General features: G+C 67.2%; 12 protein-coding genes, 1 tRNA gene and 1 pseudogene. 9 read left to right on the plus strand and 5 right to left on the minus strand.

The genetic code is table 11. The annotated features are described in order from the left end of the window. Positions 1–25: 25 nt before the first annotated feature. The 3 genes from rpiA to KQ310_RS04815 form a co-directional block, all read right to left on the minus strand. Positions 26–739, minus strand: a complete 714-nt coding sequence (gene rpiA / locus KQ310_RS04805; RefSeq protein ID WP_259720644.1) for a ribose-5-phosphate isomerase RpiA — start codon at positions 737–739, stop codon at positions 26–28. Positions 740–803: 64 nt separating this feature from the next. Further along, a complete protein-coding gene (locus KQ310_RS04810; protein WP_399237666.1) occupies positions 804–2,033 on the minus strand; it encodes a trypsin-like peptidase domain-containing protein in 1,230 nt (409 codons plus the stop codon). Next, entirely contained in the window at positions 2,030–2,845 is an 816-nt protein-coding gene (locus KQ310_RS04815) for a metallophosphoesterase (RefSeq protein ID WP_399237668.1), read from the minus strand. Before KQ310_RS04815 ends, KQ310_RS04810 begins: the two co-directional genes overlap by 4 nt. 162 nt (positions 2,846–3,007) lie before the next feature. On the opposite strand from KQ310_RS04815, the gene KQ310_RS04820 reads away from it, so the two are divergent. The 6 genes from KQ310_RS04820 (at position 3,008) to KQ310_RS04845 (ending at position 10,119) form a co-directional block, all read left to right on the plus strand. Beyond that, positions 3,008–3,277 (plus strand): hypothetical protein, encoded by a 270-nt coding sequence (locus tag KQ310_RS04820; RefSeq protein WP_259720647.1) that lies wholly within the window; start codon positions 3,008–3,010, stop codon positions 3,275–3,277. 127 nt (positions 3,278–3,404) lie between these two features. Beyond that, entirely contained in the window at positions 3,405–3,878 is a 474-nt protein-coding gene (locus KQ310_RS04825) for a ribosome assembly cofactor RimP (RefSeq protein ID WP_259720648.1), read from the plus strand. A 61-nt stretch (positions 3,879–3,939) separates the two neighbouring features. After that, positions 3,940–5,448 (plus strand): transcription termination factor NusA, encoded by a 1,509-nt coding sequence (gene nusA, locus KQ310_RS04830; RefSeq protein ID WP_259720649.1) that lies wholly within the window; start codon positions 3,940–3,942, stop codon positions 5,446–5,448. Further along, positions 5,448–5,723 carry a YlxR family protein gene (locus KQ310_RS04835; RefSeq protein ID WP_399237660.1) on the plus strand — a complete coding sequence of 92 codons (276 nt, stop codon included), beginning with the start codon at positions 5,448–5,450 and terminating at the stop codon, positions 5,721–5,723. The genes nusA and KQ310_RS04835 overlap by 1 nt, the downstream gene beginning before the upstream one ends. Positions 5,724–5,806: 83 nt before the next feature. Then, on the plus strand, positions 5,807–9,274 hold the full coding sequence (gene infB / locus KQ310_RS04840) for a translation initiation factor IF-2 (protein ID WP_259720651.1): 3,468 nt from the start codon (positions 5,807–5,809) through the stop codon (positions 9,272–9,274). A gap of 5 nt (positions 9,275–9,279) precedes the next feature. Then, positions 9,280–10,119: a low-complexity tail membrane protein gene (locus KQ310_RS04845; RefSeq protein ID WP_259720652.1), complete on the plus strand. Its 840-nt coding sequence runs from the start codon at positions 9,280–9,282 to the stop codon at positions 10,117–10,119. On the opposite strand, the gene KQ310_RS04850 is transcribed toward KQ310_RS04845, so the two are convergent. Beyond that, a complete protein-coding gene (locus KQ310_RS04850) occupies positions 10,039–10,305 on the minus strand; it encodes a DUF3493 domain-containing protein (RefSeq protein WP_259720653.1) in 267 nt (88 codons plus the stop codon). The genes KQ310_RS04845 and KQ310_RS04850 overlap by 81 nt on opposite strands. A gap of 52 nt (positions 10,306–10,357) precedes the next feature. Between KQ310_RS04850 and KQ310_RS04855 the strand changes: the two genes are divergently transcribed. From KQ310_RS04855 to KQ310_RS04865, 3 genes are all read left to right on the plus strand, one after another. Further along, positions 10,358–10,429: transfer RNA gene (locus KQ310_RS04855), tRNA-Thr, on the plus strand. Positions 10,430–10,861: 432 nt separating this feature from the next. Continuing rightward, positions 10,862–12,064, plus strand: a complete 1,203-nt coding sequence (locus tag KQ310_RS04860; RefSeq protein ID WP_259720654.1) for an FIST signal transduction protein — start codon at positions 10,862–10,864, stop codon at positions 12,062–12,064. 22 nt (positions 12,065–12,086) lie between these two features. After that, positions 12,087–14,432, plus strand: a complete 2,346-nt coding sequence (locus tag KQ310_RS04865; protein WP_259720655.1) for a bifunctional diguanylate cyclase/phosphodiesterase — start codon at positions 12,087–12,089, stop codon at positions 14,430–14,432. A gap of 321 nt (positions 14,433–14,753) precedes the next feature. Here the strand turns inward: KQ310_RS04865 and KQ310_RS04870 are convergent. After that, a pseudogene (locus KQ310_RS04870) lies at positions 14,754–15,399 on the minus strand (photosystem II q(b) protein); the annotation flags it as partial.

Here is a 15,399-nt window from a genome sequence, read left to right on the forward strand (position 1 = left end):
TGGGCCCCACATCAGGGCCGGGGCTTCAGCGCTTCACCAGATCCCGCACACCGGGCACGCCATCGATGATCTCTCCCACCAGCACCTGATCGGTGAGGTTGACGAACAGGCCGTTCTCGAGCACGCCAGGCAGGTTGTTGATCTCCCTCTCCAGGCCGAGCGGATCGGTGATCCCGCCGGCGAACGCCGCATCGAGCACGAGATTGCCCTGATCGGTCACCACCGGCCCGGCCTTGCGGACGGCCATGCGCAACTCCGCCGTAGCCCCCAGCGTGATCAGCTCAGCCTGAACCTGCCGCCAGGCACCGGGCAGCACCTCCACCGGCAGCAGAAAACCCAGGTTGAGGGTCTCCACCAACTTGGTGGCATCGACCACCACCACGAAGCGATCGGCACGGCGGGCCACCAGCTTCTCCTGCACATGGCAGGCGCCGCCGCCCTTGATCAGCTGGAAGGAGGGATCGACCTCATCAGCGCCGTCGATCGCCAGATCGATGCGCTCAATCGCATTGAGGCTTTTGAGGGGAATCCCCAGTTCCGCCGCCAGCACCTCGCCCTGAAACGAGGTGGTCACCCCCACGATGTCCTTGAGCTCGCCCTGCTGGAGCCTGGCGCCAAGGGCGCGGATCATCAGGGCAGCGGTGGAACCGGAGCCCAGCCCCAGCACCATGCCGTCCTGGATCTGCTCGACCGCAGCCTCAGCCACAGCCTGCTTCATGCGGTCCTGCAGATCGGACATGCCATGCGCAATCGGGGGTCGTGACCGTAGCAATGGAACTGCCGCAAGCCCCCCAGAGGGCATCTCAGCCGGCCCTGGGCAGGTCGGCCGGCCGGATCGAGAGCTGAAGCTCCCGTTGCCCCCGCAGCACCTTGAGGGGAAGCGGCTCGCCCACGGCGGCATGCTCCACCAGCTGCAGCAGCACCGAGGGGCTGGCCACCGCCTGCTCACCGGCCGCCACCACCAGATCGCCGCGATGCAGCCCGGCCGCCTCCGCCGGGCTGTCCGGAAGAACCCGCTGCACCAGAGCGCCGTCCCGCTCGGGCAGCTGCACCAGGGCGTCGGGATCGCGGTTGTTCTCGCGGGCACGCCGGGCCGTGAGCGGAACCAGCTGCAGACCCAGATAGGGGTGCACCACCCGGCCACCGCCGGCCAACTGATCCGACACCCGCTTGGCCAGGTTGATCGGGATGGCGAAGCCCAGGCCGGCTCCCGGCCCGGAACGCACCAGCGTGTTGATGCCGATCACCTCACCGGCGGCGTTGATCAGCGGGCCGCCGGAGTTGCCCGGGTTGATGGCCGCGTCGGTCTGGATCAGATCAAGACGCTTGTCCGCAAAGCCGAGGCTGTTGATGTCGCGGTGCAGGCTGCTGACGATCCCCAGGGTCACGGTGCGCTCCAGGCCATAGGGGCTGCCCAGCGCAATCGCCCAGTCGCCCACCTCCAGGGCCTCGGAATCCCCCAGGGGAGCCGCCTGCAGACCACCACCGCGGGCGATCCGCACCAGGGCCAGATCGGTGACCGGATCGGTGCCCACCACGGTGGCGTCCAGCTGGCGACCGCTGGCCAGGGTGACCTCGACGGCATCGACCTGGTCCACCACATGGGCATTGGTGAGCACGAGGCCCTGCGAGGCCTCGATCACCACGCCGGAGCCCTGGCCCCGTTCACGCATGCTGCCGGCGGGGTCACCGAACAGTTCCCGTAGAAAGGGGTCGAGCAGGGCCGGATCAAAGGGCTGGCGCGCCACGGTGCGCTCGGTGTCGATCCGGACCACCGCCGGAGCCACCCGCCGGGCCGCCTCCGCCACGAAACTGTGGGGAGCCGGCTGGGGAACTGAAACCGCCAGGGTCTCTGAAGCCACCGGGGCTGGCTCCAGAGACCAGGCAGGCGCGAGCGGCAGCAGCAGAGCCGCCAGCAGCACCAGCACCGCCAGGAGGCGCTGCCCCCATCGAAGCGATGCGGGACACGCCGCGATCGAAGCGGGCGCCACAGAGCATTCCAGGGTGGCCAGACGGTGGGAAGGAAGCATCAGCCGACGCTAGGCACCGCCGCAGGCGCCCAGCGGAGCAGCCGCTGCCGCAGGCCGGACGGGGAGAGGGTGAGCAGCCGGCCGCCCGGGTCCTGAGCCCGGCCCTGAGGACAGACCTGCACGGCCGGAAAGGGGCAGAGGGTGGAGGGACAGCCCAGCAGCGGCACGGCAGTAGGACCCGGCAGCTGGCCAAGCCAGTGCTGGTGGATGTGCCCGAACACCACAGCCTGCAGCCCCGCAGCAGCGGCCAGAAGTGCGAGCAGCTCGGGACCATCGACCAGGGCGATCGCATCCATGCCGGGATCACCGATCGGCACCGGTGGGTGATGCAGCGCCACCAGCAGGGGTTCGGCGGTGGTGCCGGCCGCCAGCCGGTCGCGCAGCCAGGCGAGCTGACGCGGACCCAGCCGGCCAGCGAGCTGGCCGGGCCAATGGCTGTCCAGAAGTAAGAGGCGAGCACCGGCAATCCGCAGCTCCGCCGGTGCGATCCAGGCCTGGCGCCCCAGGGCCGCGCGCAGCAGCTGGGGATGGTCGTGGTTGCCCGGCAACAGGGCCAGCTGGGGCCGTCCTGGCCCGGGGCAGGCGGCAGCCAGCAGATCCCGCAGATTGACGTAGCCGCCCCAGGTCTCGTCCTGGCAGAGATCGCCGCTGATCAGCACCACATCGGGGAGCTCGTCGGGGAGTTTGCCGACCGCCCCGCCGGCACCAAGGCTTTGCTCCAGGGCCTGCCGCAACTGCGCCAACGGCTGGCGGGCGCGATAGCAACCGTCCGGATCGGCCAGCAGGTGGGGATCGCTCAGCTGCAGGACACGCAAGGCAACAGGGAGCACCCGGAGACAGCCGAGCACCGCAGAGGTCAGGAGAGATCACTCTGACGCCAGAGCCTCCTGACCCGGTGGAGCTCGGTGGCAAAAGGGCACGGCCGTGCCCCATCACGGCGCGATCGGCTTAAGTTGCCGCGAGTGTTTTCGCCGGCCATGGCTCCCATTCCTCCCGGCAGTCGCCAGCGCTGCACGCTCTGCCAGGTGGAGATCCAGGGCATGGCCGGTGGCAACGACCTGGTGTATTTCAGCCAGGGAGCCCCCGGCAGCCGCGCCAAACTCTGGGCCCGGGTCTGCCAGTACCTGCGCACCCCGGAACAGTGCTCGCAGTGCCTCAACCAGGACGCGACGCGGCGCGGTGAGGTTGTTGCCAGCGACTACTACGCCGAAGCGCCGGAGATCGATCTCAGCAATCCCCTAGGGTGAAGACCTGCACTGCCCGCCGGGCAGGACCCGCTTCCGCCGAACGCCGTCAGGCGCTGGGTGGTTTCGGGGCGGTTCCAGAACTGCGATGCCCGGCGGCCATGCACGCCGACGCCCGCAGCCTTGAGCCTTGCCCCATCCGCTGATTCCTGATCTGCTGCAGCTCGCCGCTCCGGTGGCCTCCACCCTGGCGCTCGACGTGCGTGAGGTGCGGCTGCACACCCACCGGATCCCCCTGACCCTGCAGGTGGTGGTGCAGCGAGCCGATGGCGCCGACATCAACCTCGATGAGTGCGCCGGCCTGAGCGGACCGCTGGCCGAAGCGATTGAGACGTCCGGGCTGCTGACCGAGGCCTATGTTCTGGAGATCACCAGTCCCGGCATCGGCGAAGAGCTCCACGACGATCGGGATTTTCACAGCTTCCGTGGCTTTCCCGTGGAAGTCAGTTTCGATGACCCCAAAGGGCTTCGCACCAGCCTGGAGGGATTGCTGCTGGAACGCGACGCCACTGACGTGCGCCTCAACCAGCGGGGCCGCATCGTGCGCATCCCCCGCGACGCGGTGATTGGCGTCCGCCTGGTCACTCCTGACGGCAGCGCCTGAGCCCCCGCGCTTCCGGTTCGTCTCCCCCCCCCTTTTTTTTCCATCCACCACCGATTCGTCCATGGCCCTCGTCCTGCTCCCCGGTCTGAACAACCTGATCGAGGACATCAGCGAAGAGAAGAAACTTGCCCCCCAGGTGGTGGAGGCCGCTCTGAGGGAGGCCCTGCTGAAGGGCTATGAGCGCTACCGGCGCACTCTGTATCTGGGCATCAGCGAAGATCCGTTCGAAGAGGACTACTTCAGCAATTTCGACGTCTCGCTCGACCTCGATGAAGAGGGCTACCGGGTGCTGGCCAGCAAGATCATCGTGGATGAGGTCGAGAGCGACGACCATCAGATTGCCTACGAAGAAGTCTGCCAGGTAGCCCCGGACGCCCAGGTGGGGGACACGGTGGTGCTGGATGTGACCCCTGAGAAGGACGACTTCGGCCGCATGGCCGCCGCCACCACCAAGCAGGTGCTGGCCCAGAAGCTGCGGGATCAGCAGCGTCGCATGATCCAGGAGGAGTTCGCCGATCTGGAGGATCCGGTGCTCACCGCCCGGGTGATCCGCTTCGAGCGCCAGAGCGTGATCATGGCCGTGAGCAGCGGCCTGGGCAGGCCCGAAGTGGAGGCGGAACTGCCGCGCCGTGACCAGCTGCCCAACGACAACTACCGCGCCAACGCCACCTTCAAGGTGTTTCTCAAGGAGGTGAGCGAGGTGCCTCGCCGTGGCCCGCAGCTGTTCGTGAGCCGCTCCAACGCCGGCCTGGTGGTGTATCTCTTCGAGAACGAAGTGCCTGAGATCCAGGAAGGATCGGTACGGATCGTGGCCGTGGCCCGCGAGGCCAACCCCCCCTCCCGATCGGTCGGCCCCCGCACCAAGGTGGCGGTCGACAGCGTCGAACGCGAAGTGGATCCGGTCGGAGCCTGCATCGGAGCCCGCGGCTCCCGCATTCAGCAGGTGGTCAACGAACTGCGCGGCGAGAAGATCGACGTGATCCGCTGGTCTCCCGATCCGGGTCAGTACCTCGCCAACTCCCTCAGCCCGGCCCGGGTAGACATGGTGCGGCTGGTGGATCCCGATGGACGCCACGCCCATGTGCTGGTGCCCCCCGACCAGCTCAGCCTGGCCATCGGCCGCGAAGGGCAGAATGTGCGCCTGGCCGCCCGACTGACCGGCTGGAAGATCGATATCAAGAACGCCGCCGAATACGACCAGGCCAGCGAAGACGAGAAGGTGGCCGAACTGATCGCCCTGCGCCAGGAAGAGGAGGCGCTGCAATCGGAGGCGGAGGCTCGCCTGGCCGCTGAGCAGGCCGCCCGCGCCGAGGAAGACGCCCGCCTGCGCGAGCTCTATCCCCTGCCCGAGGACGAGGAGATGCTGGGGGGTGACTACAACAGCGAAGCAGAGCTGGCTCAAGCTGAGTTGGCTGATGCGGAGCCGGACGAAGTGGAGCCTGAAGAAGCCGATGTCCCAACTGAGGCGACTGCCACAGACACCCCTGAAGCTGCGGCTGATCACGCCAGCGACACGGAATCCCAGGGCGCCCCTGAACCCGCCGCAGACGCCGAGGATGGAACCCGGTGATGGCGCGACCCGTTCTGCGCCGCTGCGTCGCCTGCGGAGAGCTGTTCAACCGTGAACAGCTCTGGCGGGTGATCCGGCTGGCGCAGGGCGGTATCGGACTGGACAGGGGAATGGGCCGCTCGGCCTACCTCTGCCCCAGCCGCAGTTGCCTGGACGAGGCGAAACGGCGCAAGCGGCTCCAACGGGCCCTGCGCACCCAGGTTGCGGATTCCATCATCGCCACGCTTGACCAGCGTCTGCGCGACGACGACGCGACCACCTCTGAGGCAAGATGAACCGTGGCTGCAGCATGGATGCGGCCCGGTGGCACCCGTTGTCCCGACTGGCGGCCGGATGGCCCCGACCCTTGGAGACCTGAATGACCAGCAGCGGCAAAGTCAGAATTTATGAGCTGTCCCGGGACCTGGGCCTGGAGAACAAGGACGTGCTCGACGCCGCCGAAAAACTGTCCATCGCCGTGAAGAGCCACAGCAGCTCGATCAGCGACGACGAGGCCATCCGCATCCGGACCCTGATCAAGGGCAACGGATCCGGAGCGACCCCAGCTGCCCCGGCAGCGCCCGCCAAGGCCATTCTTTCCGTGAAGAAAGCCGCAGCCGACACCCAACCCCAGCCCCCCGCCGTGGCTCCCAGCAAGCCCGCTGCCCCCGCCCGTCCGGTGGCCGCCGCCCCTCCCAGCCCGACCCAGCCCGCTGCCCCCCCCGCCCGGCCGGCAGCGCCGAAATCGGCAGCGGCGCCCCAGCCAGCCGCCCCCAGTCGGCCGGCAGCGTCTACCGCTGCGCCCAACCGCCCGGCGCCGGCCAAACCCAGTCGGCCAGCCGCACCTCCGACCGTCATCGCCACCAAGCCGGCCAGCCCCAGCCGGCCTGAATTGGCGCCCCCTGCTCCGGCAGCCAAACCGGCCACGCCTGAGAAACCGGCCGCCAAGCCTGCTGCTGTTGCCGCCAAGCCTGCTGCAGTGGTTGCCAAGCCAGCTCAGGTAGCGGCCAAACCTGCTGCCATGCCGGCCAAGCCGCCGGCACCTCTCCGTCCTGCCGCCGTCATCAAGCCCCCGGCACCGGCTAAACCTGCTGCCAGCCCGCCACCCCGGAAACCCGAGGCGCCAGCAGCGGCCAGCCCCGGGGCCAACGCCCGCCCCACATCGCCGCGGCCCGCGATGCCGCAGCGTCCCGGCCAAGCCCAACGCGCCACGGGCGGCCAGCCGGCACGGCCAGCCGGAAAACCCCAGCTCGTGGGTCGGCCCCAGAGCCAGAGCGGCCAGCCCACCCCAACCCCTGCTCCCGCCGCTGCTGGCGGCCGTCCGGCAGCACCGCCGGTGAGCCGTCCCACAGCCACGGGGCCACGGCCCGGGGCACCGCAGCGGCCTGCGGCCCCCGCTCCGGTGCGGCCCGGCCAGGCCGGTACCCGCGGTGCCGGCAATCGCAGCGGCACCTCCCCGCTCGAGCTGGTGGGCAAGCCCATCCGCCGTGATGCCGCCGGCCCCGGTGCGACCGGCGTGACCCGCCCAGGCATGCCGGCCGGCATGCGCAAGCCGATGGCTCCCGGCGAGCTGATGCAGCTGCAGAAGCCCAATGCCCGGCCGATCGCGGCAGCGCCGCGCCGGCCTGAGCGTGGCGAAGCGGCGGCAGGCACCGGCACCGATCCGGCCCGTCCCACCGCCACCCCGCCGAACGCGCCCCGCCGGCCGGCCTTCCGGCCCGGCATGCCGGCCGGAACCAACCGGCCCCGCCGCCCCGACTGGGACGACAGCGCCAAACTAGAGGCGCTGCGCAGCCGCTCGCCGCAGAAACAGCGGCAGAAGGTCCACATCATCGGCGACAACGATGATGCGCTCACCGCCGAGACCGGCGGCTTCGCTGGCGAACAGGAAGCTCTGGTTCTGCAGGCCAGCCTGGCTCGCCCGGCCAAGCCACGCAGCGCCGTCGCCGCCGCACCCAAGCCCACCGTGGCGGTGCGCAAGCGCAAGAAGGAGACCACCCGCCAGCGCCAGCGCCGCCGTGCCATGGAGCTCCGGGCTGCTCGCGAGGCCAAGGCTCAGCGCCCCGAGATGCTGATCGTGCCGGAGGGCAACCTCACGGTGCAGGAACTGGCCGACCGACTCGGTGTCGAGAGCTCCGAGATCATCAAGAGCCTGTTCTTCAAGGGGATCAGTGCCACCGTCACCCAGACGCTGGATCTCTCCACGATCGAAACGGTGGCCGAGGAATTCGGCGTGCCGGTGCTTGAAGACGACGTCGAGGCCGCCGCCAAGAAGACGGTGGAGATGATCGAGGCCAGCGATCTGGCCCACCTGATCCGCCGCCCTCCCGTGGTGACGGTGATGGGCCACGTCGACCATGGCAAGACCAGCCTGCTGGACGCGATCCGCAAGACCCGCGTGGCAGCCGGCGAAGCCGGTGGCATTACCCAGCACATCGGTGCTTACCAGGTGGAGATCCCCCACGCCGGCGAGCACCGCCGCATCACCTTCCTGGACACCCCAGGTCACGAGGCCTTCACCGCCATGCGTGCCCGTGGAACCAAGGTGACCGACGTGGCTGTGCTGGTGGTGGCCGCCGATGACGGTGTCCGTCCCCAGACCCTGGAGGCGATCAGCCATGCCCGAGCAGCCGAAGTGCCGATCGTGGTGGCGATCAACAAGATCGACAAGGAGGGCGCGTCGCCCGAGCGGGTCAAGCAGGAACTGTCCGGCCAGGATCTCGTGGCGGAAGACTGGGGTGGCAACACCGTGATGGTGCCGGTGAGCGCCATCAAGGGTGAAAACATCGACAAGTTGCTGGAGATGATCCTGCTGGTGACGGAGGTGGAAGACCTCCAGGCCAACCCGGATCGGATGGCCCGCGGCACCGTGATCGAGGCCCACCTCGACAAGGCCAAGGGACCGGTGGCCACCCTGCTGATCCAGAACGGCACCCTGCGGGCCGGCGATGTACTGGCAGCCGGCCCTGTGCTCGGCAAGGTGCGCGCCATGGTCGACGACACCGGCAAGCGGGTGAAGGAAGCGGGCCCCTCCTGCGCAGTGGAGGCTCTGGGCTTCAGCGAAGTGCCCACCGCCGGCGACGAATTCGAGGTCTACCCCGATGAGAAGACCGCCCGCAGTGTGGTGGGCGATCGGGCGAATGAGGCCCGGGCGACCCGCCTGGCCCAGCAGATGGCCTCCCGCCGGGTCTCCCTGGCCTCGATGTCCGGCCAGGTCAGCGAGGGCGAACTCAAGGAGCTCAATCTGATCCTCAAGGCCGACGTGCAGGGCAGTGTGGAGGCGATCCTCGGATCGCTCGAGCAACTGCCGAAGAACGAGGTCCAGGTGCGGGTGCTGCTTTCGGCACCGGGCGAGATCACCGAAACGGATGTGGACCTGGCGGCCGCCTCCGGCGCCGTGATCGTGGGCTTCAACACCTCGATGGCCTCCGGCGCCAAGCGCGCCGCCGATGCCACCGGGGTCGATGTGCGCGACTACGAGGTGATCTACAAACTGCTCGAAGACATCCAGATGGCCATGGAAGGCCTGCTGGAGCCGGAGCTGGTCGAGGAATCCCTCGGCGAAGCCGAAGTGCGCGCCGTGTTCACGATCGGCAAGAGCGCCGTGGCCGGCTGTTATGTCACCAACGGCAAGCTGCAGCGCAACTGCAAGGTGCGCGTCCACCGCGGCAAGGACAAGGTGTACGAGGGCGATCTCGACTCCCTGCGCCGCAACAAGGACGATGTCAAGGAGGTGGCCACCGGCTTCGAGTGCGGCATCGGCTGTGATCGCTTCAACGCCTGGCAGGAAGGCGACCGGGTCGAGGCCTACAAGTTCGTCACCCAGCGCCGGACTCTCAGCACCTGATCGTCGTGAATCCCCGCAGCGAACCGCTGCTGTGGCTGCAGCTCCTCGGCATCACCGCCCTTCCCCTGGAAGCGCTGGTGGTGCTGTTGCTGCTCGGGGGCAGTGATCCAGGCCCATGGCCTGGCCTGGAACGGCTGCTCACCTGGGCCATCGGCGTACTGGTGCCGGCGGTACTGTTCTGGCGCCGGCCTCCGGACCCTTTCTCCCTGCTGCTTGTGCAGGCCCCACTGCGGGCCCGTCGGGATCAGCAGCGGCGGCTCAGCCGCCTGCAGGAGGCCCCGCTGCTGCGGGGGGGGCTGATCGCTGGCGCCGTTGCGGGGCTGCCCCTGCTCTGGTGGCTGGATGGTCACGCTGCCCTGGTGGCTGGACCACTGGCGTTGCTGGATGGTGATCAGCGGCTGCAGGCCCTGCTGCTGACGATGCCGGTGCTGACCCTGATGCTGTGGCAGTGGCAGCAGCTGATTCAGAGCGCCTGGTTGCTCAGCCGCAGCCCAGCCGCGATCGCGGCTGCAGCACCCTTCAGCCAGGTGGAACTGGAGGACAGGCGGCTCTGCCTCGGTCTCCCCCTGTTGTTGCTTCCGGATCTGGCCATTTCCTTGCCTGTCGCTGCGACAGCTCCAGAGGCGGCGGCAAGGGAGCCTCTCGTTGCCGAAGCCAGCGAGACAGCTCTACCTGATGCGATCAACGCAGACATCACACCAGATCCAGCCGCCGCCGCCCTGGAATCAGGGCCAGAACAGGCCGCCAACCACCAGACCGACGATTCAGCTCTCCTTGGTGCGATCGAACCAGAGGAGCGCGGCAAAGATCACGAAGGCTCCGATCTGGATCAACAGATCGGCTGAGGCCACCCCCTCGCCACTGGCGCCCCTCAGAGCCATCGTGGCCAGGCCCAGACTGGCCGAAGCCAGCAGTGCGAACCACAAGGCCCGGCGCAGCCCTCGCCAGGGAGTGCGGAGCTCGGTGAGCAGCCGTTGGCGCAGGGCGGGATCGAGATCGCGCGACCGGGAGTCGTCCTGCCTGGATCCCATGAGACGCACCACCAGGGGACAACGTGAAGGCGAATGCTAGTTTCAGGGGGTTGCCGGTGTAGCTCAGCGGTAGAGCAACTGATTCGTAATCAGTAGGTCGCAGGTTCAAATCCAGTCACCGGCTTTTCCACTTCGCTGTTTCACACTTTTCCAGTTCTGCACCTACCACCACCCAGCCAACCATCTCTGGCATCCTCAACAGCTGCGTGCTTCTGGACTCTGATCAATAGCAGCGACCCTGCCTGCAGACACGCTGACGTTGCGGGGAAACTCTTTCAGCAGAACCGCTTAGAAGCAGCAAGCACTGCCTTGAAGCGGCAAGCACAGCCTTGAAGCGGCAACGCCTTGGAGCCGTGCCGCCATGGATCTGTACGGCCATGGCGCAGAGCTGGCTTGAAGGAGCAGGAGCCTGGAGCAGAGCCCGCTGAAGCCGACCCTGCAGGCAGGCCACCCTGCCGGCAGCCACAGCTGTTGACGGCCGCAAAAGTCTGAGGCCCCAGAAGCAGGGATCTCGCTACTGTCGATGGCAAGACGTTCCCTGCCCACTGGCAGCACCATGCTCGAGTTCCGTTCCGGCACCATCCGCGCCGTGAATGCCGAGCGGGCGATTCTCGAGGCCCTCGAGCAGGCCTACGGCACCGACCAGCCTGAATGTTCCCTGCTGCTGATCAATGCGGTGGTGGGGCACGACCTGCTGGCGCTCAGTGCCGTGGCTGCCCGTCAGTGTCCGCAGGCACGCATCCTGGCCGCCTCCTGCGCCGGGGTGGTGGGCCGCGAGGGGCCCGGGGAATCCATGCACGACATTGCCGTGATGGGGATCACGGGTGAGGGCTGCAGCGTCGCCCAGGTCGATGGACTGCTGGGGCCGACCTCCTTCGAGAAGGGCGCTGAACTGGCCCGGGGGCTGCAGGAGGCCGCGCCGCAGCCGGTGCGCATGCTCTACCTGCTTGCCTCCGGCATCGACATCGCCAACGACCGCCTGATCGCCGGGATTGAATCGGTGCTTGGACCGGAGGTGGTGATCTTCGGTGCCACCTCGTCCGATCAGATGCAGGGGGTCAGCACCCATCAAGCGATCGACGGGGTGCTGTACCAGCACGCCGCCTTCGCGGTGGGAATCTGGGACCCGAGCCTGGCGGTGATCACTCAGGCCAGCCATGGCTTCGTGGCGGTGGGAGAGCCGCTATGGGTGAGCGAAGCCCGGGGCAACAGGATCGTGCGGATCAATGGGCAGCCGGCCTGGAGCGCCTACCTCGAACGGCTCGGCCTGCCGGCCGATGCCAGCGAAGCGGACACCATTCCGATCGGGGCCCTGGCCGAGCTGCTGCCGGCGGAGCTGACCGCGGACTACGGCAATGACCACATCCTGCGGGTCGTGACCCATCACACCGCCGCCGGTGAGATCATCTATGCCACTGAGTGCGCCGCAGGCACGTCCCTCCGGCTTACGGTGCGGGATGAAGAAAGGATCTTCGCGGACATGGACCGCATGCTGGCCGCCATGACCGCCGCCGCTCCCCCAGGTCCCCCGGTGGCGGTGTTCCACGCTGATTGCCTGGCACGCGGCCGCCGCCTGTTCAACCGCGTCATCAAGGAGGAGCTGGTCCACCGCATGCAGCAACCCTTTCTTGACCAGGGCCAGGTTCCCCCCTGGTTCGGCATGTACGGCTTCGGCGAGTACGCCCAGCTGGGTGGATCGAACGCCTATCACAACTACACCACGGCACTGGCGGCTCTGTACCGCGTCGATCCGGCATGACTGGCCGCAGCAGGGCCCACGGATGACCATGCGCCCCGACCCGCCTGAGATCAGGGACTGGGCCGTGGCCTATTCACGGCTCCAGCAGGAGCTGATCACACTGCGCTGCAGGCTCGATCACCAGATCGCCCAGCTCACCCGACTCAATCGCCTCTCGGACTCCCTGCTGGCAAGCGGTCCCAGCCGCCGGGCAATCGATATCGTGGCTGAGGCGATCGCGGATGTGCTCGATCTGGGGATCGGGGCCGTGTGGGTGGCGCCGTCCGAGGCCTCCGATCATGTCTGGGACTTCGCCCTCTGCGGCAGCCTGCCCAGCGATCCGCCCTTGCAGGAGAGCTCCGACTCGATCGAGCGGTTGGCGGCCTATCTGGCCAGTCTCGGTTCGGCTCAGGCGGTGATCCTGCCGAACCAGATGGGCGGCATCCTGCCTGGCCTCGATCTCTGCGACGCCCTGGCCTGCCGCAGCATCGGCCGCCAGGGCCGCTGCCATGCCGTGCTGCTGGCCGCCAACCGGCGCTCGGTGGCCGCCAATTTCGAGCCGATCAGCACCGATGCCACCGAGGTGCTCAGCCTGATCGCCGAGAAGTTCGCCGCCCACCTGGATCGGGAGTGCGATCACCTCAGGATTGAAGCCCAGGTGCAGGCCCTGCATGCCTCTGAGTCGCGCCTGGAACTGGTGCTGCAGGGCACCAACGATGGCTGGTGGGACTGGGACATCGCCAACGACAGCTGCTTCCTCTCGGTGCGCTGGCTGAACATGCTCGGCCACCAGGCGCTGGAAGCCCGCCATACCGCCGGTCTGTGGCTGGAGCGCATTCATGCTCAGGACCGGCCCGCCTTCGAGCTGCAGCTGGAGCGGGCCCTGGCTGGTGAGATCGACAGCGTCGAGAGCGAACTGCGCTTACGCCACGAGGACGGATCCTTTCTGACGGTGCTGAGTCGAGGCATCGTGGCCCGCGACCAGGAACGACGTCCGACCCACTTCGCCGGATCGATCCTCGATCTCTCCGAACGCAAGCGGCACGAGGCGCATGTGCATCGACTCGCCTTCTACGACCCCCTCACCGAACTGCCGAATCGGCGCCTGTTGGTGGATCGGCTGCAGCAGCTGGCGATCGCCTTTCCGCGGGTCGATCGGATCCATGGCGTGCTGATGCTCGATCTCGACCGGTTCAAGATCCTCAACGACACCCACGGCCATGCCGCTGGCGACCAATTGCTCTGCCTGATCGGCCGCCAGCTGCGTCGCCTGATGCGGGACAGCCACACCGTGTCCCGGCAAGGGGGAGACGAGTTCATGGTGGTGCTCGAGAACCTCGGCGCCACACCCCAGGCCGCCAAGCGGGAAGCTTTTCGGATCGCCGGCGAGATTCTGGAGGCCCTCCACCAGCCCAAGGTGATTGATATCGGCGTCGTGCACAGCAGCGGCAGCATCGGTATCGCCCTGATGACCACCAACGACCTCAGCGTCGACACCCTCTTGCAACGGGCTGATGTGGCGCTCTATGAAGCCAAGAAGCTGGGGCGCAACCTGGTCAAGCTGTTCGAACCCGCCATGTTGCAACGGATCGAGACCCGCAGCCGGCTCGAATCGAAGCTGCGCCAGGGCTTTGAAGACGACGAACTGCGCGTCAACTACCAGGCCCAGGTAGACGACAAGGGCCAGCTCTGCGGACTGGAGGCCCTGATGCGCTGGGACCCCAAGGGATCCAGCCTGATCTCCCCGGCTGAATTCATCCCAATCGCCGAGGAATCGGGGGTGATCCATGCTCTGCGGCGCTGGAGCATGGAAACCGTGTGCCACCAGATCGCACGCTGGGGCCTGGAGCGGCTGCCGGATCTGCGGGTTGCTGTGAACATCAGTCCCACGGAGTTTCTCCATCCGGATTTCCCCGGCGATCTGATCTCTTTGTTGCACGACACCGGGATCCCCGGAAGGCTGCTGAACCTGGAGATCACCGAAGCCACGGTGCTCACCGATCTCGACTTCGCGGCCAAGCGGATGCGTGAGCTCAGTGAGCACGATCTCGCCTTTTCCCTCGACGATTTCGGCACCGGCTTCTCTTCGATCACCTACCTGCGCCGGCTACCGGTGCAGGAAGTCAAGATTGATCGCAGCTACGTGGAACGCTTCAGCTTCGATCCCCAGGATGCCGCGATCGTGCGGGCGATCGTGGCGCTCTGCGACACCCTGGGACTGCGGGTCATCGCCGAGGGGATTGAGACCGAGCAGGAATGGACTCTGTTGAAGGAGGCGGGCTGCCGCCATTTCCAGGGCTATCTCTTCGGCAGACCCCAGCCAGCAACCCAGGATCTGGAGCTGCTGCTGGAACCGCGCTTCCGCCACAGCATTGCCGGTTCAACCTGACGCGGCAGCCTGGACCGGAAGGCACGCTGCCATGGCCCGCCGTGTTGCTCCGCCACGAGCGGATCTGCAGACGCAGCAACACCACGGGATCGAAGAAAGGTAGGGGGGAGTTACCGGCTCAACGTCTTGCAGCTCTGTGCGGACGTGGGGGTATGCGGCCCCAGCCGATCGCTCCGCGGCCGATCGATTTGCCGGCTGATCGCTTTGCTGGCTGACGGATCAGATCGATCCGATCCCAAGACACAAAAAAGCCCTTCTCTTGGAGAGAAGGGCCAGAAAGGTGATCGATGATTCGAACGCCTGTTGGGTTGAGGGGTGACCTCAGCCGATCGCAGGAGCCATCAGAGCCACGGGGGTGGCTTCAGCGGCGGCCAGATCGAGCGGGAAGTTGTGAGCGTTGCGCTCGTGCATCACTTCCATGCCCAGACCAGCTCGGTTCAGCACATCGGCCCAGGTATTCACCACACGGCCTTGGCCGTCGAGGATCGACTGGTTGAAGTTGAAACCGTTCAGGTTGAAGGCCATCGTGCTCACGCCCAGGGCGGTGAACCAAATGCCAACCACAGGCCAGGCAGCCAGGAAGAAGTGCAGGCTGCGGCTGTTGTTGAAGGAGGCGTATTGGAAGATCAGGCGACCGAAGTAACCGTGGGCTGCCACGATGTTGTAAGTCTCTTCCTCCTGGCCAAACTTGTAGCCGTAGTTCTGGCTCTCGCTCTCGGTGGTTTCACGCACCAGCGAGGAGGTCACCAGCGAACCGTGCATGGCGGAGAAGAGGCTTCCACCGAACACACCGGCCACACCCAGCATGTGGAAGGGGTGCATCAGAATGTTGTGCTCAGCCTGGAACACCAGCATGTAGTTGAAGGTGCCCGAGATGCCGAGGGGCATGCCGTCAGAGAAGGATCCCTGACCGAAGGGGTAGATCAGGAACACGGCGCTGGCAGCTGCCACAGGGGCGCTGTAGGCG

This window comes from Synechococcus sp. CS-1328 (assembly GCF_025128095.1).
In the GTDB taxonomy this organism is placed as follows: domain Bacteria; phylum Cyanobacteriota; class Cyanobacteriia; order PCC-6307; family Cyanobiaceae; genus CBW1002.

Coding starts and splice junctions, on each gene's coding strand:
- KQ310_RS04850 (WP_259720653.1), bottom strand. CDS start 10,305: ATGGGATCCAGGCAGGACGACTCCCGGTCGCGCGATCTCGATCCCGCC.
- nusA (WP_259720649.1), top strand. CDS start 3,940: ATGGCCCTCGTCCTGCTCCCCGGTCTGAACAACCTGATCGAGGACATC.
- KQ310_RS04865 (WP_259720655.1), top strand. CDS start 12,087: ATGACCATGCGCCCCGACCCGCCTGAGATCAGGGACTGGGCCGTGGCC.
- infB (WP_259720651.1), top strand. CDS start 5,807: ATGACCAGCAGCGGCAAAGTCAGAATTTATGAGCTGTCCCGGGACCTG.
- KQ310_RS04860 (WP_259720654.1), top strand. CDS start 10,862: ATGCTCGAGTTCCGTTCCGGCACCATCCGCGCCGTGAATGCCGAGCGG.
- rpiA (WP_259720644.1), bottom strand. CDS start 739: ATGTCCGATCTGCAGGACCGCATGAAGCAGGCTGTGGCTGAGGCTGCG.
- KQ310_RS04820 (WP_259720647.1), top strand. CDS start 3,008: ATGGCTCCCATTCCTCCCGGCAGTCGCCAGCGCTGCACGCTCTGCCAG.
- KQ310_RS04835 (WP_399237660.1), top strand. CDS start 5,448: ATGGCGCGACCCGTTCTGCGCCGCTGCGTCGCCTGCGGAGAGCTGTTC.